23 protein-coding genes are annotated in these 23,914 nt (G+C 63.8%); 10 read left to right on the plus strand and 13 right to left on the minus strand.

Features of this window, described 5'->3' with window-relative positions; all coding sequences use genetic code 11:
- Positions 1-75: 75 nt before the first annotated feature.
- The 5 genes from J9885_RS19175 to J9885_RS19195 form a co-directional block, all read right to left on the minus strand.
- Positions 76-567, minus strand: a complete 492-nt coding sequence (locus J9885_RS19175) for a GDYXXLXY domain-containing protein (RefSeq protein ID WP_210550415.1) — start codon at positions 565-567, stop codon at positions 76-78.
- On the minus strand, positions 564-1,571 hold the full coding sequence (locus J9885_RS19180) for a DUF4401 domain-containing protein (RefSeq protein WP_210550416.1): 1,008 nt from the start codon (positions 1,569-1,571) through the stop codon (positions 564-566). Before J9885_RS19180 ends, J9885_RS19175 begins: the two co-directional genes overlap by 4 nt.
- A complete protein-coding gene (locus J9885_RS19185) occupies positions 1,564-2,502 on the minus strand; it encodes a DUF2157 domain-containing protein (RefSeq protein ID WP_043759636.1) in 939 nt (312 codons plus the stop codon). The genes J9885_RS19180 and J9885_RS19185 overlap by 8 nt, the downstream gene beginning before the upstream one ends.
- Before the next feature lie 219 nt (positions 2,503-2,721).
- A complete protein-coding gene (locus J9885_RS19190) occupies positions 2,722-3,279 on the minus strand; it encodes a TMEM165/GDT1 family protein (RefSeq protein ID WP_043759638.1) in 558 nt (185 codons plus the stop codon).
- A gap of 241 nt (positions 3,280-3,520) precedes the next feature.
- Positions 3,521-3,850: a stress response translation initiation inhibitor YciH gene (locus J9885_RS19195; protein ID WP_210550417.1), complete on the minus strand. Its 330-nt coding sequence runs from the start codon at positions 3,848-3,850 to the stop codon at positions 3,521-3,523.
- Between the two features lie 120 nt (positions 3,851-3,970).
- Between J9885_RS19195 and J9885_RS19200 the strand changes: the two genes are divergently transcribed.
- From J9885_RS19200 to J9885_RS19210, 3 genes are all read left to right on the plus strand, one after another.
- The gene (locus J9885_RS19200) at positions 3,971-4,198 is read left to right on the plus strand and encodes a FeoA family protein (RefSeq protein WP_043759641.1); all 228 of its coding nucleotides are present in this window, start codon (positions 3,971-3,973) and stop codon (positions 4,196-4,198) included.
- 103 nt (positions 4,199-4,301) lie between these two features.
- A complete protein-coding gene (gene feoB / locus J9885_RS19205; RefSeq protein ID WP_210550418.1) occupies positions 4,302-6,572 on the plus strand; it encodes a Fe(2+) transporter permease subunit FeoB in 2,271 nt (756 codons plus the stop codon).
- Positions 6,573-6,606: 34 nt separating this feature from the next.
- On the plus strand, positions 6,607-6,849 hold the full coding sequence (locus J9885_RS19210; RefSeq protein WP_210550419.1) for a FeoC-like transcriptional regulator: 243 nt from the start codon (positions 6,607-6,609) through the stop codon (positions 6,847-6,849).
- Between the two features lie 54 nt (positions 6,850-6,903).
- Here J9885_RS19210 and tapW read toward each other — a convergent pair whose 3' ends face one another.
- Positions 6,904-8,040: a type IVa pilus ATPase TapW gene (gene tapW / locus J9885_RS19215; protein WP_210550420.1), complete on the minus strand. Its 1,137-nt coding sequence runs from the start codon at positions 8,038-8,040 to the stop codon at positions 6,904-6,906.
- A 54-nt stretch (positions 8,041-8,094) separates the two neighbouring features.
- Positions 8,095-8,451 (minus strand): DMT family protein, encoded by a 357-nt coding sequence (locus J9885_RS19220; RefSeq protein ID WP_025327402.1) that lies wholly within the window; start codon positions 8,449-8,451, stop codon positions 8,095-8,097.
- Positions 8,452-8,559: 108 nt separating this feature from the next.
- Between J9885_RS19220 and J9885_RS19225 the strand changes: the two genes are divergently transcribed.
- The 3 genes from J9885_RS19225 to J9885_RS19235 all read left to right on the plus strand — a co-directional run bounded on the left by J9885_RS19225 (position 8,560) and on the right by J9885_RS19235 (position 11,174).
- Entirely contained in the window at positions 8,560-9,309 is a 750-nt protein-coding gene (locus J9885_RS19225) for a transporter substrate-binding domain-containing protein (protein ID WP_210550421.1), read from the plus strand.
- Positions 9,310-9,394: 85 nt separating this feature from the next.
- Positions 9,395-10,402, plus strand: a complete 1,008-nt coding sequence (gene btuC, locus J9885_RS19230) for a vitamin B12 ABC transporter permease BtuC (RefSeq protein WP_210550422.1) — start codon at positions 9,395-9,397, stop codon at positions 10,400-10,402.
- Positions 10,389-11,174 carry an ATP-binding cassette domain-containing protein gene (locus tag J9885_RS19235; protein WP_210550423.1) on the plus strand — a complete coding sequence of 262 codons (786 nt, stop codon included), beginning with the start codon at positions 10,389-10,391 and terminating at the stop codon, positions 11,172-11,174. Before btuC ends, J9885_RS19235 begins: the two co-directional genes overlap by 14 nt.
- 240 nt (positions 11,175-11,414) lie before the next feature.
- Here the strand turns inward: J9885_RS19235 and J9885_RS20150 are convergent, their stop codons facing one another.
- The gene (locus J9885_RS20150; RefSeq protein WP_282598315.1) at positions 11,415-11,537 is read right to left on the minus strand and encodes a hypothetical protein; all 123 of its coding nucleotides are present in this window, start codon (positions 11,535-11,537) and stop codon (positions 11,415-11,417) included.
- 5 nt (positions 11,538-11,542) lie between these two features.
- Positions 11,543-12,610 (minus strand): 3-deoxy-7-phosphoheptulonate synthase, encoded by a 1,068-nt coding sequence (locus J9885_RS19245; protein ID WP_134696465.1) that lies wholly within the window; start codon positions 12,608-12,610, stop codon positions 11,543-11,545.
- A gap of 140 nt (positions 12,611-12,750) precedes the next feature.
- Here J9885_RS19245 and J9885_RS19250 point away from each other — a divergent pair, with 140 nt between their 5' ends.
- Positions 12,751-13,131 carry a diacylglycerol kinase gene (locus tag J9885_RS19250; protein ID WP_210550424.1) on the plus strand — a complete coding sequence of 127 codons (381 nt, stop codon included), beginning with the start codon at positions 12,751-12,753 and terminating at the stop codon, positions 13,129-13,131.
- A gap of 78 nt (positions 13,132-13,209) precedes the next feature.
- Here J9885_RS19250 and serA read toward each other — a convergent pair whose 3' ends face one another.
- The 4 genes from serA to J9885_RS19270 all read right to left on the minus strand — a co-directional run bounded on the left by serA (position 13,210) and on the right by J9885_RS19270 (position 17,553).
- Positions 13,210-14,442 carry a phosphoglycerate dehydrogenase gene (gene serA, locus J9885_RS19255; RefSeq protein ID WP_134696464.1) on the minus strand — a complete coding sequence of 411 codons (1,233 nt, stop codon included), beginning with the start codon at positions 14,440-14,442 and terminating at the stop codon, positions 13,210-13,212.
- Positions 14,443-14,685: 243 nt separating this feature from the next.
- The gene (gene rpiA / locus J9885_RS19260; protein WP_043759655.1) at positions 14,686-15,339 is read right to left on the minus strand and encodes a ribose-5-phosphate isomerase RpiA; all 654 of its coding nucleotides are present in this window, start codon (positions 15,337-15,339) and stop codon (positions 14,686-14,688) included.
- Between the two features lie 164 nt (positions 15,340-15,503).
- A complete protein-coding gene (locus J9885_RS19265; protein ID WP_210550425.1) occupies positions 15,504-16,100 on the minus strand; it encodes a 5-formyltetrahydrofolate cyclo-ligase in 597 nt (198 codons plus the stop codon).
- Between the two features lie 106 nt (positions 16,101-16,206).
- The gene (locus J9885_RS19270; protein WP_210550426.1) at positions 16,207-17,553 is read right to left on the minus strand and encodes a Na+/H+ antiporter NhaC family protein; all 1,347 of its coding nucleotides are present in this window, start codon (positions 17,551-17,553) and stop codon (positions 16,207-16,209) included.
- Positions 17,554-17,873: 320 nt separating this feature from the next.
- On the opposite strand from J9885_RS19270, the gene dapB reads away from it, so the two are divergent.
- The 3 genes from dapB to carB all read left to right on the plus strand — a co-directional run bounded on the left by dapB (position 17,874) and on the right by carB (position 23,732).
- On the plus strand, positions 17,874-18,686 hold the full coding sequence (gene dapB, locus J9885_RS19275) for a 4-hydroxy-tetrahydrodipicolinate reductase (protein ID WP_210550427.1): 813 nt from the start codon (positions 17,874-17,876) through the stop codon (positions 18,684-18,686).
- Positions 18,687-19,354: 668 nt separating this feature from the next.
- Complete coding sequence (carA, locus tag J9885_RS19280) at positions 19,355-20,491, plus strand: glutamine-hydrolyzing carbamoyl-phosphate synthase small subunit (RefSeq protein WP_210550428.1); 1,137 nt, start codon at positions 19,355-19,357, stop codon at positions 20,489-20,491.
- Between the two features lie 16 nt (positions 20,492-20,507).
- Positions 20,508-23,732 carry a carbamoyl-phosphate synthase large subunit gene (gene carB / locus J9885_RS19285; protein ID WP_210550429.1) on the plus strand — a complete coding sequence of 1,075 codons (3,225 nt, stop codon included), beginning with the start codon at positions 20,508-20,510 and terminating at the stop codon, positions 23,730-23,732.
- The last annotated feature ends 182 nt before the right edge of the window (positions 23,733-23,914 follow it).

Genomic DNA, 23,914 nt, shown 5'->3' on the forward strand with positions numbered 1-23,914 from the left:
AAGAAAAAGAGGGGCGCCTGCAGGCCCCCTCTTTTTTCTTGTCACCACGAGCCTTGCCGGCCGCTTGTCATCACCTTACCAGGCGGGACGGGTGTCGCCGAGGGGCTTGAATGCCTCGTCGCGCAGGCCCACCAGCAGGGTGTCGCCATCTTCCTGCAGGCGAAACTCCCCGTAGCGCGCCCGCTCATACTGCGCGGCCGTCCCCTCCTCGAAGAAGAAGGCATCGGGCCCGACCCGCCACTGGCCGTGGAGCTGGTGCACCTTGAGCAGGCGCTGGTCCCCGGCCAGGGCGTCGGGGTCGCCCTCTTCCACCCAGTGCGCCACCTGTTGCCCGTCCAGACGCACCACCAGGGTCCGGGTGGCGGCCTCCTGACGGCCCGTCAGCTGGCGGGCGAGGGCGTAGTCGAGGCGCATGTAGTCCCCCTGCATCAGGGAGCGGGGGTCGACCGGGGCGAGTTCGAGCAGCACCACCTCGCCGCTGCCCATGGCGCGCTCGAAGCGCCAGACGGTGGCATTGATCCCCGCCAGAATGGCGAGGCCGACCAGAAACAGGGAGAGGCGTCTCATGATGTTTTCCTCCCGTGCAGGTATTGGAGCCCCTGGCGGGCGCCGAGCAGCACGGCGCCCGACCCCAGCAGCAGCCAGGACTTGGTCATCAGGGTCAGCCCCAGATCGTAGTAATAGAGGGCGCCGAAGCCCAGCAGCAGCAGGCCGGCCAGGGTCATGAGGGTGAGGCTGCCGGCATAAAAGCCGAGCACCAGCACCAGGGCGCCGGCCCCCATGCCGGGGATGAGGGCGCTGAGCAGCACCAGGGGCAGGCAGGCCAGCAGGGGCAGGCGCAGGTGCACCATGACCCCCAGCAGCAGGGCGGCGCAGAGCAAGGGGTTGAGCCAGAGCGGCAGCCGGGAGGGGCCGAGCTCGTCCAGCACGCTGGCGCCGCCCTCCCAGAGCGGGTGGTGCAGCCGTCCCAGCACCAGCAGGGAGAGGGCCAGCCCCAGGGTGAGGGACTCATAGAGCTGATGGCGAACGGGATCGCGCTCCGCCTGCAGCCAGCAGAGGGCGGCGGCGCCCATCACCAGGGGCAGGGCCAGCAGTTGCAGGCCGAGGCAGGCGAGTCCAAGGGTGAGCAGGATGGCGGCGGCGAAGCTGTGGAACAGGCGCACCAGCCAGTGTTCGAACAGGGCGGCGATGCAGAGGGACAGGGCGGCGAGGCCGAACCAGAGCGGGGCGTGGTGCAGATCCAGCCTGTCCAGCAGGCCGTAGAGCAGCCAGGCATCGGCGGCCAGCGCCAGCGCCAGCACGAACTGATCCCAGAGATCCGTGCGCCGGGCGGTGCGATTGAGGCCGAGGGCGGCGGCCATCAGCACGGCCCCCATGGTGAGGGCGTGGTTCGCCTCCCGGGTGAGGCTCTCGAAGGCCATGAACAGGAAGAAGAGCAGGAAGAGGGCGGCTATCCAGCCCACCATGCCGAGCAGGAAGCGGCTCGACCAGTGGGGCTGCTCGTCACGGGGGAGCTCCCCCTCCACCAGATGGGCGGCCCGAAGCCGCTCCCAGGGGGTCAGGTCAGACATGCTGCCTCCGTTGTTGTTGCAGCCAGCGGCTGGCCAGGACCGACAGACCGATGGCGATCAGGGCGAGCAGCAGGAAGCCGTTCATGTCGGGCTCCATCCACTTGCCAAGGGCCGCGAGGATCACGGCGATGAGGCTCAGGCACCCCATGGCGAGGCCGGCGATGAACCTGTGGTGCCAGCGCAGGTAGGCGGCGCCGAGCCAGGCGAGCCAGACGGGCCAGACCCAGGGGGAGGCGGCATTGAACAGGGCCAGCAGGGCCAGCAGGGTGATGCCGAGCCCGGCGGCCAGCCCGGCAATCCAGGAGGGCATGAGGGCGAAGCGGGCGGGGGCCAGGATCAGCAGGCCCCAGAGGGCGGCATTGAGCAGGGTCAGGCACCAGCCGAGGGCCTCCTCGTCGAAGGAGAAGAAGAGGTCGAACAGGCCGAGGCGCCAGTAGAGCACCAGGGCGAGCTGGCCGAGCAGCCAGGCGAGCGTCCAGAGCAGCGGGCTCCTGCCGAGCGCCGCCAGGGGCAGCAGCAACAGGGCCCAGGTGGCGAACAGCTGCCAGGGATCGGCGCCGGTCTGGTAGGTCTGGCCCACCAGGGCCAGCAGGGCGCCGAGGTTGAGGGCCAGGGCCAGCAGCAGGGCCTGGCGCGGCGTGTCGGCCAGGGGCCTGCGCCAGAGCACCACCAGCATGGCGAGCAGGGGCAGCTCCAGCAGGGCGAGGCGCGAGAGGCGGCCGAGCACCTGCCAGTTGAAGGCGACGAAGAACACCAGTCCCGCGCCGAGGCAGAGGCAGCCGAGCCAGAGCAGCAGGCGATCGAACAGCCACTGCCAGCGGGCGGGGCCGGGGGGCAGCTCACAGTGCGCGAGGGCGGCGGGCAGGGACTCCCGGGGGAGGTGACCGCGTCTGACCCAGTCGAGCAGGGTCTGTCTTGAGGTGACGTGCATGGCGAGGCTCCTGATGCCGTCGTGCCTGAAATGTAAGGCATTATGGCATGGCGCCGTGCTGTGGGGCAGATCTGGCGGCGTGAAGGCGACGGCAGGGGGCGCAGAGATGAAAGCGCAGAGATGAAAAAGCCCCCGCCGTGAGGCGGGGGCCGGGGTGACGACCGGGGTGGCGGTGTTGATCAGTGCTCACGCTGATCCCACTGCCTTGTGTCCGGTTTGTCAGACGAAGATCAGGGTGCTGACGCCCAGGCCCACGAAGAGGATGGCGCAGGCGATGCGGATCCCCTTGAGGGGCAGCTTGTCGGCCCCGAGCTTGCCGATCAGCACCACGGGAACGTTGGCCAGCATCATGCCGAGGGTGGTACCGGTGATGACCTGGACCAGGGAATCGTACTTGGCCGCCAGCAGCACCGTGGCTATCTGGGTCTTGTCGCCGATCTCGGCGATGAAGAAGAGCACGAAGGTGGCCATGAAGGGGCCGTACTTGTCCAGGGAACTCTCTTCGTCGTCCATCTTGTCCGGCACCAGGATCCAGGCGGCCATGGCGATGAAGGCACCGGCCACCAGCCAGGTCATCACCTTGGGGTCCATCCAGCGGCTGATGAACTCCCCAATCCAGGCAGCCCCCGCATGGTTGAGCAGGGTAGCGGCCAGCATGCCGGCGATGATGGGCCAGGGTTTGCGAAAACGACAGATGAGCAACAACGCCAGGAGCTGGGTCTTGTCGCCGATCTCGGCGATGGCCACGCTCAGGGTGGAGGTTAACAAGGCTTCCATAAATATGACCGGGGGACGGAATTGTTATAAACCAAAGACAAGCCTGCGCCATCCGTCCCCGGTTGTGGCACTGGCCCGTCAAAGGTCTTGTCAAATCCGGTTTTGACCGGATCACCCTGACCATGGTGAGTTGGCACCAAGTATGTTGATCAGGGTCGCGCCGGGTGATACCCGTGGCGAGACTACTCCCCCTCGATGGGAGCCGGCATTCTAGGGAAAAAGCGCGGGAGAGACAAGCAGATCAACCGCCTACCAGCTTGACCTGAAAGCCCGCCTTCTCCAGTTCGGCCTTGATCAGGTCCCGTTTGTCCCCCTGGATCTCGATGACGCCCTCCTTCAGGCCGCCGCCGGTGCCGCACTTCTTCTTGAGCAGGGTGGCGAGGGCCTTCTGCTGATCGGCGGGCACGCCGTGGATGCTGATGACCCCGGCGCCCTTGCGTCCCTTGGTCTCGCGGCGGATGCGCACGACCCCGTCGGCGGGGAAGGGGGAGGCGCTCTGTGCGGGGGCGGATTCCTTGATCATGCCGCCGTCCGTGCTGTAGACCAGGCGGCTGTTGTTGTCGTGACTCATGGCAATTCTTTGTCGGTTAGCGAAGCGGAGTTTGATTTTACGCAAATTAATGTTGGGGGCACAGCTTATAATCCCCCCAACTAAAAGCGAATTATTCTTGTTTAACTTCAGGAGCCCGTCATGGTACTCACACAGTTGTCGCCGGGGCAGAGTGCTCGCATCAAGAACATGAACCACCTTGGTCGTCCCCTGCGGCGCAAGCTGATGGTGATGGGGCTGCTGCCCCAGACCGAGATCCTCTATCTGCGTACCGCCCCCCTCGGGGATCCGCTCCAGATCCAGTGTCAGGGGATCTGCCTCTCCATGCAAAAGAGCCTGGCCCGTCAGATAGAGGTGGAGCCGGTATGACTCACGCTTCCCATTCCATCGCTTTCTCTATGCCGGGTCGTATCGATATGCATCACACACGCGAACAGAGCCGGGCTCACAACAGTATCGAGGTGACACCGGTATGAGCTACAACCTGGTCACGGTCGGCAACCCCAACAGCGGCAAGACCTCCCTGTTCAACGCCCTGACCGGCGCCCGCCAGCAGGTGGGCAACTGGAGCGGGGTCACCGTCGACAAGAAGATGGGGGAGTTTACCGCCGGAGGGCACGACTACACCCTGGTGGATCTGCCCGGCATCTATGCCCTGGCGAACCAGGAGGCGAGTCTGGACGAGCAGATCGCCAGCCGCTTCGTCCAGAGCCAGCAGCCGGATCTGCTGCTCAACGTCATCGACGCCGCGAACCTGGAGCGCTCCCTCTATCTCACCCTGCAGCTGCGGGAGCTGGGGCTGCCCATGGTGGTGGTGCTCAACAAGCTGGATCTGCTGCAAAAACGCCGCATCACCATCGACGAGGGGCTGCTCGGCCAGGCGCTCGGCTGCCCCGTGGTGTCGCTCTCGGCCCACAACCGCCAGCAGGTGGCGGCCTTCAAGGCCAGGATCCACCAGTTCATCGGCCAGCCCCAGCAGGCCCTGGTGCTCGATTATGGCCAGCCCCTGGAGAGGGAGATCACCGAGCTGGAGACCCTGCTCGCCCCCCACCACCTGAATGGCCGGGGCCGCGCCCTGCGCCTGCTGGAGGAGGACGTCGCCATGCAGGAGACCCTGATGGCGGGCCAGCAGGCCGCCGCCGCCAACCTGGTGAGCCGCGCCCACCACGCCCAGGACATCGATCTGCAGCTGGCGGACTTGCGCTACGGCCACATCCATCACTGGTGCCAGCAGGCGTGCCGCCGGCAGGGCAAGCTCACCGTCGCCCAGAGCGAGCGGCTGGACAGGGTGCTGCTCAATCGCTGGGTGGGCATCCCCTTCTTCCTGCTGGTGATGTACCTGATGTTCATGTTCGCCATCAAGGTGGGCAGCGCCTTCATCGACTTCTTCGACATCCTGGGGGGGGCTCTGTTCGTGGACGGGGTGCACCACCTGCTGGGGCTGATCAGTGCCCCCGACTGGCTCGGGGCCGTGCTCGCGGACGGCATCGGTGCCGGCCTGCAGACGGTGGCGACCTTCATCCCCGTGGTGGGCTGCCTCTTCCTGTTCCTCGCCATGCTGGAGAGCTCCGGCTATCTGGCCCGGGCGGCCTTCGTGGTGGACGCCCTGATGCGCCGCCTCGGCCTGCCCGGCAAGGCGTTCGTCCCCATGCTGATGGGCTTTGGCTGCACCGTGCCCGCGGTAATGGCGACCCGCACCCTGGGGTCGGAGCGGGAGCGGCTGATGACCTCGGCCATGGCCCCCTTCATGTCGTGCGGCGCCCGTCTGCCGGTCTACGCCCTGTTCGCGGTGGCCTTCTTCCCCGAGTCGGGCCAGAACCTGGTGTTCGGTCTCTATCTGTTCGGCATCCTGGTGGCCGTGCTCACCGGCCTCTTCCTGCGCAGCACCCTGCTGCCGGGCAAGAGCGACGCCATGGTGATGGAGATGCCGGACTACGAGTGGCCCCGTCCGGTGGACGTGGGGATCCGCACCTGGCAAAAACTCAAGGGCTTCATCTTCGGCGCCGGCAAGACCATCGTCCTGATGGTGGCGGTGCTGAGCGTGCTCAATTCCCTCGGCACCGACGGCAGCTTCGGCAACCAGGATCAGGAGCGCTCGGTGCTGAGCCAGCTGAGCCAGTCCGTGACGCCGGTGCTGCACCCCATCGGCGTGCGGGACGACAACTGGCAGGCCACGGTCGGCATCCTGACCGGCATCTTCGCCAAGGAGGCGGTGGTCGCCACCCTCAACAGCCTCTATGCAGGAAGTGCAGGCGACGGGGAGGAGAGTGAATACTCCCTGCTCGGCAGCCTGCAGGAGGCGCTGGCCACCATCCCCGCCAACCTGGCTGACATCGACCCGACCGACCCCATGGGGATCAAGGTGGGGGATCTGGCGGACAGGCAGGCGGCAGCCGAGGCCCAGGAGGTGGATACCTCCACCTACGGCAACATGCAGACCCACTTCGACGGGGTGGCCGGGGCCTTCGCCTACCTCTTGTTCGTGCTGCTCTACATGCCCTGCGCCGCCGCCATGGGCGCCCTGGTGCGGGAGACCGGCCGCCAGTGGGCCCTGTTTACCGCCGCCTGGTGCAACTACGTGGCCTTCCTGTGTGCCACCGTGTTCTACCAGCTCGCGACCTATGCCGCGCACCCCACCCAGAGCCTGATGTGGGTGGGAAGCTACGGCGGCTCGCTGGTGCTGATCTGGTGGCTCGGCCGCCGTCACGGCGACATCGTCGCCCGCAGGGTGGTCACCCTGTGACGGGACGGGCGGGCGCCAAAGAGGAGGCAAGCTCATGATATTGCGGGATCTGGGGGAGTACCTGGCCGAGCATCGGCGGGTGAGCCGGCAGGAGCTGGCCCGGCGCTTTCACACCTCCGAGGATGCGGTGGAGGCCATGCTGGGGGTCTGGATGCGCAAGGGGCGCGTCGCCAAGCGCGAGACCCGGCTCTGTGGCGGCTCCTGCTGCGGCAAGAGCGAGGAGGTGATGTTCGAGTGGTGCGAGCCCGGCCGGATAGGGCTGGTGCAGTGCAGCTGAACGCGCATGAAAAAAGGGAACCCGAGGGTTCCCTTTTTGTTGTCTGCTGTGCGGCTAGAAGAGATCTTCATCGTCCTTGGTGGGTTCCAGGCTCCAGCCGCTGGCCGCCGAGCTGTTGCCTATCTGCCCCTTCTCGCGCCAGAGTTTGATCTTGAGGCGCAGGTTGTTCTGGGAGTCCGCGTTCTTCACCGCCTCCTCCTCGTCGATGACCCCCTCCACCACGAGATCGAACAGGGTGCTGTCGAAGGTGACCATGCCAAGGGCTCTGGATTTTTCCATGATCTCCTTGAGGCCACCAAACTCGCCGCGCTTGATGAGGTCGCGCACCGTGTGGGTGCCGAGCATCACCTCCACCGCCGCCCGCCGTCCGCCGTCCGTGGTCTTCACCAGTCGCTGGGAGACGAAGGCCTTGAGGTTGTTGCCCAGATCGTTGAGCAGCTGGGGGCGGCGCTCCTCGGGGAAGAAGTTGATGATGCGGTCCAGCGCCTGGTTGGCGTTGTTGGCGTGCAGGGTGGAGATGGCCAGGTGCCCGGTCTCGGAGAAGGCGAGGGCATGCTCCATGGTCTCCCGATCGCGAATTTCGCCGATGAGGATGACGTCCGGCGCCTGACGCAGGGTGTTCTTCAGCGCTGCATGGAAGCTGCGGGTATCCACCCCCACCTCCCGCTGGTTGATGATGCACTTGTGGTGGCGATGGACGAACTCCACCGGATCCTCGATGGTGATGATGTGGCCGCCGCTGTTGCGGTTGCGGTGATCGATGAGGGCTGCGAGCGACGTGGACTTGCCCGAGCCGGTGCCACCGACGAAGAGCACCAGGCCGCGCTTCTCCATGATGGTATCGAGCAGCACGGGGGGGAGCTTCAGATCCTCGAAGCGGGGGATCTCGGTCTTGATGTTGCGCGCCACCAGGGAGACTTCGTTGCGCTGCTTGAAGATATTGACCCGAAAGCGGCCTATCTGGGGCAGGGAGATGGCGAGGTTCATCTCCAGCTCCTTCTCGAACTGCTGTTTCTGCTCGGCATCCATGATGCCGTCGGCGATGCTGGCCACTTCACCGGGTTCGAGCAGGGCCTGGCTGAGGGGGCGCAGGGCGCCGTTGAACTTGGCGCAGGGAGGGGCGCCGGTCGAGAGATAGAGGTCGGAGCCATCCTGTTTGGCCAGCATCTGTAGCATGTCTCTCAATTCCATGTGTTGCCTCGTCAATCAAAGGGATAGGGTAGCGCCGTGCTTGAGTGTACAGCCTCAGGCACCGGTCAGTTTTTCACGGAACACAAAAAACACCGCGCCCAGGATGCACAGGCCGGCCCAGAGGTAGTCCCATTTCAGGTCCTCTTTGAGGTAGAAGATGGAGAAGGGCACGAACACGGTGAGGGTGATCACCTCCTGCAGGATCTTGAGCTGGCCGACCGACAGCACGGTGTGGCCGATGCGGTTGGCGGGCACCTGCAGCAGGTATTCAAACAGGGCGATGCCCCAGCTGACCAGGGCGGCGATGATCCAGGGTTTGTGGTTCATGCTCTTGAGGTGGGCATACCAGGCAAAGGTCATGAAGACGTTGCTGCAGATGAGCAGACCGATACTGGTCACGATAGGGTTCATTAGGTTCTCCTTTAAAATCAACGCATTTTATCTCGACTCCCTGGGTTTCCATAAGGGGCGTCAGGGGGTATTTTTAACCCACAGGATGTCAAAATAAGGTTGAACGGGATGGGCAAGACAAGCCGGGGTGTGCTTGGTCTGCTGTTTGCCAGCTGGGCGCCCGTGATGGCTTTGGCAAACGGAGCACCAACCCTGACAGTGGTCACCGATGTGTGGCCGCCATTTCGCATGATCACGCAGAATGACGAGTTCCATGGTCTGGACATCGACATTCTGCGCCAGCTGCAGGCGCGCAGTGGCATAGCGATGACCCTCAAGCGGGTGCCCTGGGGGCGCGCCCTCAAACAGATGCAGACCGGTCAGGCGGATCTGATGATAGGGCTGGCCCACACAGAGGCGCGGGCGACCTTCATCGACTACCTGCAACCGGCCTATTACCAGTGCCAGCCGGCCTTCTATGGCAAGGCGGCGGCGGTGGCGACCCTGAACACCTACGGGGATCTCCGTGGCCGGGAGATAGGCTATGTGCTCAACTCCGCCTATTTCTCCCCCTTCGACGGGGACACCGGGCTCAAGAAGCACGGCGTGCCCACCGAGGATCAGCTGCAGCGCATGGTGGAGCGGGGGCACCTGCCCCTGATGATCGGCACCGACTGCCAGGTGGACTACGCCCTGAGCCAGCACAATGCCGGCGAACTCGTGAAGGCGGCCTATCGTCCCCCTCATCCCGTGGTGCTCTATCTGGGCATGAGCAAGCGCTCACCCCACCACGCCCTCGGCCCCAGGCTGGCGCAGGCGTTGCAAGCCATGGTGGAGAGCGGCGAGATAGGGGCGCTGGCCAAGCCCTACCAGCCTTGACCTCGGGTGGTAACACGCTGTTATCATGCAGCTTTCCTGCCTGTCCCCCCGGGGACGGGCATCCGTCTCATCTCGGGGACCCCGCGTGTATCTCGCTCTCATCCATCGCCAGCAGCGCTGGCAGCGCCGCTGGCTGCTCGCCCTGGCGCTGTTGACCCTGGCCCTGTTCCTGCTCTCCCTCGCCTGGGGGGAGTTCGTGCTGTTGCCCTGGCATCCCCTGGGGGAGCTGGAGCTGCGCATCCTGCTGGATCTGCGGCTGCCCCGTGCCGTGCTGGCCCTGCTGGCAGGGGCGGCGCTCGCCTGTGGCGGGGCCGTGCTGCAGGTGATGCTGCACAACCCGGTGGCCGAACCCGGCCTGCTCGGGGTGTCGAGCGGTGCGGGCCTCACCGCCATGGTGGCCATGGCGGTGGCCAAGGCCCTCGGCATCTACCTGCCGGGATGGGGGCTCTCCTTCGCGGCCTTTGGCGGCGCCCTGGTGGTGACCATGTTGCTCATACAGCTGGCCCGCCGGGCGCGGCTCGGCCATACCCGGCTGCTGCTGTTCGGGGTGGCCATCGGCATCCTCACCAACGCCGCCATGACCTGGCTGATGTACTTCGCCGATGATGGCGCCCTGCGGGAATACATGTTCTGGATGATGGGCAGCCTCGCCTACGGCAGCCAGCAGTTCGCCTGGTGGTGGCTGGTGCTGCCGCTGACCCTCGGCTGGCTCTGCCTGCAGGGGCGGGCGTTGCAGCAGTTGCTGCTGGGGGAGACCCAGGCCCGCCTCATGGGCATGAACGTGGAGCGCATGCGGGTGCGGTTGGTGCTGGCGGTCTGCCTGCTCACCGGTGTGGCGGTGTCCCTGTGCGGGGTCATCGGCTTTGTCGGCCTGGTGGTGCCCCATCTGCTGCGCCTGTGCGGTGGCAGCGATCAGCGCTTCCTGCTGCCCGCCTCGGCGCTGGGCGGCGGGGCCCTGCTGCTCGGCGCCGATCTGGTGGCCCGCTCGGCACTGCACGCCGGGGAACTGCCCATCGGCGTCATCACCGCTTCGGTGGGGGCGCCACTCTTCATCTATCTGTTGCTGAGGCAAGATGCCCATGCCGGCTCCTGACATTAAGGGCGAAGGGCTCCCCGTGCTGGAGGCCCGCGCCCTCGCCATCGCCCACCGTCTCGCCCCCCTGGATCTCGCCTGGACCGGGGGCCAGCTGGTGGCGCTGCTCGGCCCCAACGGCAGTGGCAAGTCGAGCCTGCTGGGGGCCCTGGCCGGCATTCTGCCCGCCGAGGGCGTCGTCTTGCTGGGAGGGGAGGCCCTCACGGCCCTGAGCTGGCCCGAGCTTGCAAAGCGGCGGGCCATGCTGCCCCAGCGCCAGCCCCAGCTGTTTCACATCCCGGTGTTCCAGGTGCTGAGCCTGGGGCTGGGGGAAGAAGGGGAGGCGCAGGCGCAGAACCGGGCCGTGGCCGAGATCTGCGGGGCCCTGGAGCTGGAGGGACTGCTGGCGCGGGACTTCAGCCGCCTCTCGGGCGGGGAGCAGCAACGGGTGCTGATCGCCCGCACCCTGCTGCAGCTGTGGCCGGGCCTGAACCCGGCCGGGCGGCTCCTGCTGCTGGACGAGCCCCTGGCGGGGCTGGATCTGCACCATCAGCTGGCGCTGCTGCGGTTGCTGAAGCGGCTGGCCGGACAGGGGCTGCTGGTGGTGGTCGCCATCCACGACATCAACCTGGCCATCGACTGGGCGGATCGCATTCTCTGCCTGCAACAGGGCAAGGTGGTGAGCGAGGGGGGTGTCGAGGTCATCGACACGGCGCTGCTGGAGCGGGTGTTCCAGATAAGGACGGAGCGCATCGAGGCGGCGGGCCGGGTCTGGTTTATGCCGAGTCTTTGAGAACGGAGCGCAGAGGAGAGATAGCGTTTGTAGGGTCGATTAGCGAAGCGTAATCGGCCGCCTGCAAGAATAAGGGGCCAGTATCAGGAATACTGGCCCCTTTGCTTTTATTCGCTGTTCAGCCCAGCTTGTCCAGACGTACCTTGGCCGCTTCGGCCAGCATGGCCAGCAGGGTCTCGGTGTCTTCCCAGGACAGGCAGGCATCCGTGATGCTCTGGCCGAAGGATGATGACACAGCCGTTACCCCTGGCGGGTTTTCTCCAGACGCACCTTGGCGGCCTCTGCCAGCATGGCCAGCAGGGTTTCGGTGTTTTCCCAGGACAGGCAGGCATCCGTGATGCTCTGGCCGAAGGATGATGACACAGCCGTTACCCCTGGCGGGTTTTCTCCAGACGCACCTTGGCGGCCTCTGCCAGCATGGCCAGCAGGGTTTCGGTGTCTTCCCAGGACAGGCAGGCATCCGTGATGCTCTGGCCGAAGGTCGCGGCACAGCCGTTCTCCACGTCCTGACGCCCTTCCACCAGGAAGCTCTCGGCCATGATGCCGGCGATGCCGGTGCGGCCGCGGCGCAGCTGATCGCAGATGTCCTGGGCCACCAGCAGCTGGCGACGGTGATCCTTCATGCTGTTGCCGTGGCTGAAATCCACCACCAGGCGCTCGGGCAGGCCCACCTGGGCCAGGGCTTCACACGCCTCGTCGATACTGGCGGTGTCGTAGTTGGGTCTGTGGCCGCCGCGCAGGATCACGTGGCCGTAAGGGTTGCCGGCGGTGCGGTAGATGGTCATCTTGCCGTCCTTGTCCGGGGAGTAGAAGATGTGGCTGTGACGGGCGGCGCGCACCGCATCGATGGCGATGCGGGTATTGCCGTCGGTGCCGTTCTTGAACCCCACCGGGCAGGAGAGAGCGGAGGCCATCTCGCGGTGAACCTGGGATTCGGTGGTACGCGCACCGATGGCACCCCAGGTGATGAGATCGCTGATGTACTGGCCGGTCACCATGTCGAGGAACTCGGTGGCGGTGGGCATGCCGGTTTCGTTGATGTCGACCAGCAGCTTGCGAGCCAGCTTCAACCCTTCATTGACGTCGAAGCTGCCGTCGAGGCGCGGATCGTTGATGAGCCCCTTCCAGCCGACGATGGTGCGCGGCTTCTCGAAGTAGGTGCGCATCACGATGCACAGGCTCTCTTTGTACTCTTCACGCAGCTTGTTCAGGCGCAGGGCGTATTCGTGGGCGGCGGCGGGATCGTGGATGGAGCAGGGGCCGACGATGACCAGCAGGCGCTGATCTTCCCCGGCCAGAATGGCTTCCACTTGGCGGCGGGCATCCAGCAGGTTCTGGGCCACGGTGTCGTTTAACGGGAAGGCGTGCGCCAGCTCGCTGGGCGTGATCAGGGACTCCAGGCGACGGGTGCGCAATTCATCGGTGTGAATGGACATACGACTCAATTCTCGAGTGGATAGGGGGGCGGGACGCCAAAATGCAAGGGAATAAAATAAAGCAAAACTCCCCCGATGGAAACCTCGGGCGGCTCTGATAGGATGTGAGCCTAAAAGCCATTCCAAATGAGGTAGTTATCGTGGCAAAGCCAGGCGCGACCGGGATCACCCGCATCATCAACGCAACCGGTTACAGCATGAAGGGTCTCAAATCGGCCTGGATTAACGAGGCCGCCTTCCGCCAGGAGCTGGTGCTGATCCTGCTGCTGATGCCGCTGGCATTCTGGATAGGTGACTCCCTCAACGAGATCCTGCTGCTGGTCTGCATCAGCTGGCTGGTGGTGATCGTCGAGGTGATCAACTCCGCCGTGGAGGCGGTGGTGGATCGCATCGGCTCCGAGCATCACGAACTCTCCGGCCGCGCCAAGGATCTGGGCTCCGCCGCCGTCTTCATCGCCCTGGCCCTCAACGCCCTGGTGTGGGGCGCCCTGGTGGGCCGCAATCTGCTGGGGTGGTGGTAGGTTGCGGGAGCAACCTTTCTCCTGACATAAAAAAGCCCGTCATCACGACGGGCTTTTTGTTGCGCAGATAAGGGCTTATCAGTGGAGGATACGGGCACGGATGGTGCCGTTGATCTCCTTGAGACGGGCCAGGGCCTTCTCGCTGTGCTCGGTTTCCACGTCGATCACCACGTAGCCGATCTCGCTGCTGGTCTGCAGGTACTGACCGGCGATGTTGATCCCCTCGTCGGCGAAGATCTGGTTGATCTGGTTCATGACGCCAGGCTGGTTGCGGTGTATGTGCAGCAGGCGGCTGGAGCCCTTGTGACCCGGCAGGGAGACTTCCGGGAAGTTGACGGCAGAGAGGGTTGAGCCGTTGTCGGAGTATTTGACCAGCTTGTTGGCCACTTCCAGACCGATGTTCTCCTGGGCCTCCTGGGTGGAGCCGCCGATGTGGGGGGTCAGGATGACGTTGTCCAGGCCGCGCAGGGGGGTCAGGAACTCTTCGTCGTTGGACTTGGGCTCCACCGGGAAGACGTCGATGGCGGCGCCGGCCAGGTGACCGCTCTTGATGGAGTCGGCCAGGGCCTCGATGTCCACCACGGTGCCGCGGGAGGCGTTGATGAAGATGGCGCCCGGTTTCATCATGCGCAGCTGTTCGGCGCCGATGAGATCCTTGGTGGAGGCGGTCTCCGGCACGTGCAGACTGATGACGTCAGACATGTTGAGCAGCTCCACCAGGTTGGGCACCTGGATGGCGTTGCCTAGGGAGAGCTTGTTCTCGATGTCGTAGTAGTAGACCTTCATGCCGATCATCTCGGCGATGATGCCAAGCTGGGTGCCGATGTGGCCGTAGCCGATGATGCCGAGCTTCTTGCCACGCGCCTCCACCGAACGGTTGGCCAGCTTCTCCCAGACGCCGCGATGGCACTTGGCGTTCTTCTCCGGGATGCCGCGCAGCAGCAGCAGGATCTCCCCCAGTACCAGCTCGGCCACGGAGCGGGTGTTGGAGAAGGGGGCGTTGAAGACGGGAATGCCGCGCACGTGGGCGGCATCCAGGGAAACCTGGTTGGTGCCGATGCAGAAACAGCCGATGGCCACCAGCCTGGTGGCGGCGTCCAGCACCTTCTCGGTGATCTGGGTGCGTGAACGCAGGCCCACGAAGTGCACGTCACGAATGCGCTCGATCAGCTCCTCTTCCGACAGGGATGTCTTCAGATACTCGATATTGGTGTAACCGGCGGCCCGAAAGGTCTCCACCGTGTTGGGATGGACTCCCTCCAGCAGCAGTACTTTGATCTTATCCTTGTCCAGCGAAAACTTGGCTGTCATGACGTTCCCTCTATTGTTTTTGAAAATGCGTTCAGGCTTGCAGTGTGAAGAAAACCGTAAAGTAGCAAAAACGTTTGGGAGAGGGAATATTTGTGACGAAAGTCAAATTCTTTGAAGTTATCAACGATTTTTGCAGAGGGGCTGCGCCAAGCCATTGAGGGATAAATAGAAACGGCGCCATCAGGCGCCGTTGTCCATTCGGGAAAGCCAGATTACGGGATCCGGCCGCCCGCTGGCAGATCCTTAGCGGGTGACCACGCCCTCGGGCGTACCGATCAGCACCACGTCTGCGCCACGGTGGGCGAACAGGCCGTTGGTGACCACGCCCACGATGGCATTGAGCTGCATCTCCAGCCCCTTGGCGTCGGTGATGGCCATGCCCTTCACGTCCAGGATGTGGTTGCCGTTGTCGGTGACCACCCCTTCACGCCACACCGGGTTGCCGCCCAGGGCACGGATCTCGCGGGCCACGTATTCGCGGGCCATGGGGATCACTTCTACCGGCAGGGGGAAGGAGCCCAGGACGTCGACGGTCTTGGTGTTGTCGATGATGCAGATGAACTGGTCGGCCACGGCGGCCACGATCTTCTCGCGGGTCAGGGCGGCGCCGCCCCCCTTGATCATGTCGCGGGTGGCGTTGATTTCGTCGGCACCGTCCACGTAGACGGAGAGGGCGTCGATGTCGTTGAGGTCAAACACCGGGATGCCAAAGCCCTTGAGGCGCTCGGTGGAGGCCACAGAGCTCGATACCGCGCCCTTGATCTGGTCTTTCATGGTCGCCAGTGCGTCGATGAAGTGATTGACGGTAGAGCCGGTGCCGACGCCGACGATGGAACCGGGCACCACGTATTTGAGCGCAGCCCAACCGGCCGCCTTCTTCATTTCATCTTGAGTCATGATGGATCCTTATGGAAAAAGCGGGCGCATTATATCCAAGCCGCCTTCCCAGAGCGACCATGGCGCTCACCTTATGACGCAAAAATCCCCAAGATGTAAATCGTTTGCCTGTTTATTAAGCCGGGGGGTGGGGAAGGAGGCAATCTCGGGTCTCTCCAGCGGGATCACGCAAAGTGCCAGCAGCGGCTGGGGGTGATGATCTGGGGGAGCGGCACGTCCCACTGCTCCTGCGGCACGGCATCCACCTGCTGGCAGTCGTGGGCCAGTCCCAGGGGCCTTGGGCCCAGCCCGTGCTCGTGCCAGCAGGCCAGGGTGCGATCGTAGTAGCCGCCCCCCATGCCGAGTCGGTTGCCCGTGGCATCGAAGGCCACCAGGGGCGTGCAGATGAGATCCAGCATGCTGTGGGGCACCACCTGCTGCACATCGAGCTCGGGCTCGGCGATGCCGTAGCGGTTGCGAGTCATGGGGCTGGTGGCGGTGTAGCGCAGGAAGAGCAGGTGACCCGGAGTAAAGGGGTGGAGCACCGGCAGGAAGACCTCTTTTTGCTGGGCCCAGAGCCAGTGAATGGCGGGCAGGGGATCGAGTTCCCCGTCGTTGGCCAGATAGAGGGCGATGCGCCTGGCCGCGAGGATCCCGGGGTGTTCCTGAAAGCGCTCGACCAGCTGCTGGGCCGCGGCCTGCTGCTCGGCCTGGCTCAGGCTCTTTCTGCGCTGGCGGATGAGCTGGCGCAACGTCTGCCGCTCGGGCTGGGTATCCGGCATGGGGACTCCTGTGAGAGGAAGGGGGTGGCGCTACCTTAACAAGGGGCCGGCGGGATGAAAAGCGCACCGACCAGGGCCGCCTTGGCGGCAGCCCTGGGAGGGACAATCAGGCGCGGGGGGAGGGCGCCGCCACCGCGCTCATCTGGTGCTTGATGAAGACAGCCGCGACGGCGGCCAGGGCCAGCGCCATGGGGTAGAAGCTCATGCTCACTACCGCCAGGGGCGAGAGCGCGAAGATGGAGCCCAGCAGCAGCGCCTGGGCGCCCCAGGGGATGAGCCCCTGCACCACGCAGGAGAAGATGTCGAGCATGGAGGCGGCACGGCGCGGGGTGACCCCGTGCTGCTCGGCGAGATCCCGGGCCACCTTGCTCGCCACTATGATGGCCACCGTGTTATTGGCGGTACAGAGGTTGGTGAGGCTCACCACCCCGGCGATGCCGAGCTCGGCCGCTTTCTCGTTCTGCTCGCCGTCGTGGCTGCGGGTGAAGCGGGCGATGAGGGCGCTGATGCGCGCGCTGATCCAGGCCAGGCCACCCTGGCGCTCCATCAGGGCGCCGAGGCCGCCGATGAGCATGGAGAGCAGGAAGATCTCCTGCATGCTGGTGAAGCCCTGATAGATGTCCTTGCTGAACTGGCCGAGGGGATAACCGCCAATCATCCCCACGCCGCCGGCGGCGATGATGCCGAGCCCCAGCACCATGAAGACGTTCATGCCAGAGAGCGCCAGCACCAGGATCAGCAGATAGGGCGCGACCTTGAGCACGTCCGCCTCGGCGGTGGGGGCCGGCGCTTCGCCCGTGGAGCCCAACATCAGATAGAGCAGGATGACCAGCACGGCGGCGGGGGCGGCAATCTTGACGTTCTCGCGGAACTTGTCCTTCATCTCGCAGCCCTGGCTGCGGGTCGCGGCTATGGTGGTGTCGGAGATGATGGAGAGGTTGTCGCCAAACATGGCGCCGGAGAGGATGGTGCCCGCCATCAGCACCGGATCGATGCCGGTGGCCTGGGCGACGCCGAGGGCCACGGGGGCGATGGCGCCTATGGTGCCCATGGAGGTGCCCATGGCGGTGGCAATAAAGGCAGAGATGAGGAAGAGCCCCGGCAGCAGGCACCAGCCCGGGATGAGCGACAGACCGAGGGCGACCGTGGCATCCACCCCGCCGGTGGCCTTGGCCACGGTGGCAAAGGCGCCCGCCAGCAGATAGATGAGGCACATGGCCATGATGTTGCTGTCGCCGACCCCCTTGAAGAAGGTCTCCAGGTTCTTGTTGAACCCCTCACGTCCCAGCATCAGGGCCAGCATGACGGCGGGCAGGGCGGCGACGGGGGCGGGCAACTGGTAAAAGGCGAACTCGACCCCCTGCAGGGTCAGCCAGGTACCGGTACCGATAAAGAGAGCAAGAAAGACCAGAAGGGGCAGCAGGGCTCTGGCACTGGGTTGGGTCTGGATCATGTGTTCCTCGAAACTTGAACAATGACCTCCTGTCGCAACCTGTGTCGGGCCGGATTGACTCTACACAGGGCGGGCATCCTGCCACCATGGGGGGCCTACAGTAGTGAGTCGGGGGCAAGGGGTCAAGATAGACGTCCAGATGGATAATTCTTTTTACTTTATGATTCTGTCCTGGGTTTTTGTTTTGTCGATTATTCGGTGTATTGGTTATTTAGTTGATAAAAAATCGGATGCCCGTGGGCGGCCACGCCGGGCTTTTCAAAGGGGGCGCGGGCTGGTAAAACGGTCTCTTTCCAAAATAAAGAGATGAGAGGGTGGAGATGGACAATCCGATCCGTGTGGCCGTGATGGGCTGTAATGGTCGTATGGGCAAGGTGCTGCTGGAGGCTATCGCCAACGCCGAGGGCGTGGTGGTGGGGGCGGCGCTGGAACGGCCGGGCTCTGCCGTGATTGGTCTGGATGCGGGTGAACTCAACGGCTTGGGCCGTCTCGGGGTGGCCATCAGCGACAGCCTGGACAAGGTGCGCGATGAGTTCGATCTCATCATCGACTTCACCCGCCCCGAGGTGACCCTGGCCAACCTGGCCTTCGCCCTGGCTCACGACAAGCGGATGGTGATCGGCACCACGGGCTTTGACGAGGCGGGCAAAGCGGCGCTGCACGAGGCGGGCAAGCAGATCGGCATCGTCTTCGCGTCCAACTACTCGGTCGGCGTCAACCTGGTGTTCAAGCTGCTGGAGCAGGCCGCCAGGGTAATGGGGGATTACACCGACATCGAGATCATCGAGGGGCACCACAGACACAAGGTGGACGCTCCGTCCGGTACCGCCCTCTCCATGGGTGAGGTAGTGGCGAAAACTCTTGGCCGCGATCTCAAGGAGTGCGCCGTCTATGGCCGCGAGGGGATCACCAGCGAGCGGGATCGCAATACCATCGGCTTTGCCACCATCCGCGCCGGGGATCTGGTGGGGGAGCACACCGTCATGTTTGCCGACATCGGCGAGCGGGTGGAGATCAGCCACAAGGCCTCCAGCCGGCTCACCTTTGCCAACGGCGCGGTGCGGGCGGGCAAGTGGCTCAGTGGCCAGCATGCCGGCCTCTACGACATGCAGGATGTGCTCGGCCTGAAATAAGGTGCCGCGAGGAGAGAGGGAGCGCATCCGCGCCCCCGCCCTGAGTGCCAGACCCCGGTTTGCCGGGGTCTTTCGTATAGTTTTTGTAGAAACAAGCCTTAGTCATCACTTTTTAAGTGAACCCGCCTAAATCCTGCAATTCTTACAAACTCGCCAAACTCTCGCGACATGGATGTCATCAAAGGGTAACGGGTTTGGGTCTCAATAGTCCCCTATAACCCCCTTTTTTTCTTGTCGTCAATCAGACTAAAAATTCAAACATAGAAAAACGTTTTCCACCGAATTGGTGATTTTTTCTGCCTGTAAAAAGGGGTTTATGTTTAATGTTATTTCTTTTTAAGAAAATCAATTAATTGATTTATATGAAAAAAAATATGATTTGTTTGCTTTGTGGGGCGCACAAAGTGGCTTTTTGTCGGGGTTTTTACTTTTCTTTTCGGGGAGGGGGTTGCAAAGCTATGAAGTGCATAGATAATGGGTAATGTTGCTTGTTTATTGAATTTAGATGCATTTCAGACGAGAAAAGACGTTGAAATGAGATCGTTTTTAAGTAGAATGCGCCCAATTTGCCAGAAATCTGCCGGGTTTGAACCCTGTTTCAAACAGCGTCCGGACCCGCAACACCCAGGTAAATTGCTGAATTTAAAGCTAAATAACTGGAGGTTGTCTTGAATCACACTGCATTGCTAGTGCTGGAAGATGGAACTGTGTTCAAAGGCGTGTCGATAGGCGCCGAGGGATGTTCCGTTGGTGAAGTGGTTTTCAACACGTCGATGACGGGTTACCAGGAAATCCTCACTGATCCCTCTTATTCCCGTCAGATCGTTACCCTCACTTACCCCCATATAGGCAACACCGGCACCAACAGCGAAGATGAAGAGTCCAGTCAGGTCCATGCTCAGGGCCTCATCATCCGGGACCTTCCGATACTGGCCTCCAACTTCCGCAATCAGCAATCCCTCTCCGATTACCTCAAGTCCCACAATATCGTTGGCATCGCCGACATCGACACCCGCAAGCTGACCCGTATCCTGCGCGAGAAAGGTGCCCAGGCCGGTTGCATCCTGGCGGGCAAGCAGCTCGACGAGGCCCATGCCCTGAGCCAGGCCCGCGCCTTCCCCGGCTTGAAGGGAATGGATCTGGCCAAGGAAGTGACCGTGAGCGAATCCTACCGCTGGACTGAAGGCAGCTGGCAGCTTGGCAAGGGGCACGTGACCCCGGCAGAGGGCGACTTCAAGTACCACGTGGTGGCCTATGACTTCGGCGTGAAGCGCAACATCCTGCGCATGCTGGTGGACCGCGGCTGCCGCCTGACCGTGGTACCGGCCAAGACCCCGGCCGCCGAGGTACTGGCGATGAACCCGGATGGCATCTTCCTCTCCAACGGCCCCGGCGACCCCGAGCCGTGCGACTACGCCATCGAGGCGATCAAAACCTTCCTGGATACCAACACCCCGGTGTTTGGCATCTGCCTGGGCCACCAGCTGCTGGGCCTGGCCTCCGGCGCCAAGACCGTCAAGATGAAGTTCGGCCACCACGGTGCCAACCACCCGGTGAAGAGTCTGGACGACAACACCGTGATGATCACCGCCCAGAACCACGGCTTCGCGGTGGACGAGAACACCCTGCCCGAGTGCCTGCGCGCGACTCACGTCTCCCTGTTCGATGGGTCGCTCCAGGGCATCCATCGTACCGACCGTCCGGCCTTCAGCTTCCAGGGCCACCCCGAGGCGAGTCCGGGTCCGCACGACTGTGCCGGTCTGTTCGACCACTTTATTGAATTGATTAAGCAGTATCGCGCCTAAGAGGATAAAGAGAGCCATGCCAAAACGTAACGACCTACAGAGCATCCTGATCCTCGGCGCCGGCCCCATCGTCATCGGCCAGGCCTGCGAATTCGACTACTCCGGCGCCCAGGCGTGCAAGGCCCTGAAAGAAGAGGGCTACCGCGTCATCCTGGTGAACTCCAACCCGGCCACCATCATGACCGACCCGGAGATGGCCGACGCGACCTACATCGAGCCCATTACCTGGGAAGTGGTGCGCGAGATCATCAAGAAAGAGCGCCCGGACGCCATCCTGCCCACCATGGGTGGCCAGACTGCCCTGAACTGCGCCCTGGCGCTGGAGCAGCACGGCGTGCTCAAGGAGTTCGGTGTCGAGATGATCGGTGCCACCGCCGACGCCATCGACAAGGCCGAAGACCGCTCCCGCTTTGACAAGGCCATGCGCAGCATCGGCCTGGAGTGCCCGCGCGCCGGCATCGCCCACAACATGGAAGAGGCGTGGAAGGTGCAGCAGATGGTCGGCTTCCCCTGCATCATCCGTCCCTCCTTCACCATGGGGGGCTCCGGCGGCGGTATTGCCTACAACACCGAAGAGTTCGTGGAGATCTGCGAGCGCGGCCTGGACCTGTCGCCGACCAAGGAGCTGCTCATCGACGAATCGCTCATCGGCTGGAAAGAGTACGAGATGGAGGTGGTGCGGGATCGCAACGACAACTGCATCATCGTCTGCGCCATCGAGAACTTCGACCCCATGGGCATCCACACCGGTGACTCCATCACGGTCGCGCCAGCCCAGACGCTGACCGACAAGGAGTACCAGATCATGCGCAACGCCTCCATGGCGGTGCTGCGCGAGATCGGTGTCGAGACCGGCGGCTCCAACGTCCAGTTCGGTATCAACCCGAAAGACGGCCGCATGGTCATCATCGAGATGAACCCGCGGGTGTCCCGCTCCTCCGCGCTCGCCTCCAAGGCGACCGGCTTCCCCATCGCCAAGATCGCCGCCAAGCTCGCCATCGGTTACACCCTGGACGAGCTGATGAACGACATCACCGGTGGTCGCACCCCGGCCTCCTTCGAGCCGGCCATCGACTACGTGGTCACCAAGGTACCGCGCTTCAACTTCGAGAAGTTTGCCGGCGCCAACGACCGTCTGACCACCCAGATGAAGTCCGTCGGCGAAGTGATGGCCATCGGCCGCAACTTCCAGGAGTCCCTGCACAAGGCCCTGCGCGGCCTCGAGACCGGCAAGACCGGCTTCGACCCCATGGTCGACCTCAATGCCCCTGACTCCCTGACCCGCATCCGCCACGAGCTGCAGGATGCCGGTAGCGATCGCATCTTCTACATCGCCGACGCCTTCCGTGCCGGTCTCTCCATGGACGGCGTGTTCCGCCTGACCAAGATTGACCCCTGGTTCCTGGTGCAGATTGAAGAGCTGGTCAAACTCGAAGAGCAGGTGAAAGAGCGCGGCATGGCCGGTCTGGACGCCGACTTCCTGCGCGCCCTCAAGCGCAAGGGCTTTGCCGACGCGCGTCTGGCCAAGATCCTGGGCGTGGCCGAAGGTGAAGTGCGTAAATTGCGCGCCCGTCACAACATCTTCCCGGTCTACAAGCGGGTCGATACCTGCGCGGCCGAGTTCGCCACCAACACCGCCTACATGTACTCCAGCTATGACGAGGAGTGCGAGGCCAACCCCACCAACCGCGACAAGATCATGGTCATCGGTGGCGGCCCGAACCGTATCGGTCAGGGCATCGAGTTCGACTACTGCTGCGTGCACGCGGCCCTGGCCCTGCGCGAAGACGGTTACGAGACCATCATGGTCAACTGCAACCCGGAAACCGTCTCCACCGATTACGACACCTCGGACCGCCTCTATTTCGAGCCGGTGACCCTGGAAGACGTGCTGGAGATCGTGCGGGTCGAGCAGCCCAAGGGCGTCATCGTCCAGTACGGCGGCCAGACTCCGCTCAAACTGGCTCGCGCCCTGGAAGCCAACGGCGTGCCGGTGATTGGCACCAGCCCCGATGCCATCGACCGTGCCGAAGACCGCGAGCGCTTCCAGTCCGCCGTCGAGCGTCTGGGCCTCAAGCAGCCGGAAAACGGCACCGTCACCGCCCTGGAGCAGGCCGTGCAACTGGCCACGCGCATCACCTACCCGCTGGTGGTTCGCCCCTCCTACGTGCTGGGTGGCCGCGCCATGGAGATCGTCTATGACGAGCAGGATCTGCGTCGCTACTTTGCCGAGGCGGTGAGCGTCTCCAACGAGTCGCCTGTGCTGCTGGACCGCTTCCTGGACGATGCCACCGAGGTGGACGTGGATGCCATCTGCGACGGCGTGGATGTGGTCATCGGCGGCATCATGGAGCACATCGAGCAGGCCGGTATCCACTCCGGTGACTCCGCCTGCTCCCTGCCGCCCTACACCCTGTCCAAGGCCATTCAGGACGAGATGCGCGAGCAGGTGCGCAAACTGGCCCTGGAGCTCGGCGTGGTCGGCCTGATGAACGTGCAGTTCGCGGTGAAAGACAACGAGATCTACCTCATCGAGGTGAACCCCCGTGCCGCCCGTACCGTGCCCTTCGTCTCCAAGGCCACCGGTGCGCCGCTCGCCAAGATCGCCGCCCGCGTGATGGCCGGTCAGAGCCTGAAAGATCAAGGCTTTACCACCGAGATCATCCCGCCCTACTACTCCGTGAAAGAGGTAGTGCTGCCGTTCGCCAAGTTCCCGGGTGTCGACCCGCTGCTGGGCCCGGAGATGCGCAGTACAGGTGAAGTCATGGGGGTGGGCAGCAGCTTCGCCGAGGCGTACGCCAAGGCCCAGCTGGGTGCCGGCCACCAGGTGCCGCGCGAAGGTCGCGCCCTCTTGTCCGTGCGCCACGGCGACAAGGAGCGGGTGGTCAACCTGGCCGCCAAGCTGCTGGAGCTGGGCTATGACCTCGACGCCACTCACGGCACTGCGGTGACCCTGGGGGAAGCGAGCATCAACCCGCGCCTGGTCAACAAGGTGCACGAGGGTCGCCCGCACATCCTGGATCGCATCAAGAACGGCGAGTACACCTACATCGTCAACACCGCCGAGGGGCGTCAGGCCATCGAGGACTCCAAGCAGCTGCGCCGCGGCGCCCTGCAGCACAAGGTGGCCTACACCACCACGCTGCACGCGGCCTTTGCCACCTGCATGGCCATCACCGTCGATGCCACCGCCAACGTAAGCTCGGTGCAGGAGCTGCACGAGAAGGTGAACAACCGCTAAGAGCGCCGGCAGCACGCTGCCCGCTCGATACACGCAAACCCCGCCAGCAATGGCGGGGTTTTTTATTGCCTGTCCCTGTCAAACCAGAGGTATCGTCCGGAAGCAACATGGTGGACATGGCGAATAATGCATCAGGGGTGGTGATACTCACCCCATTAATGGACTTTTAGTGTATCAACATT

Source organism: Aeromonas sp. SrichE-2G, assembly GCF_017939565.1.
GTDB classification, from domain to species: domain Bacteria; phylum Pseudomonadota; class Gammaproteobacteria; order Enterobacterales; family Aeromonadaceae; genus Aeromonas; species Aeromonas taiwanensis.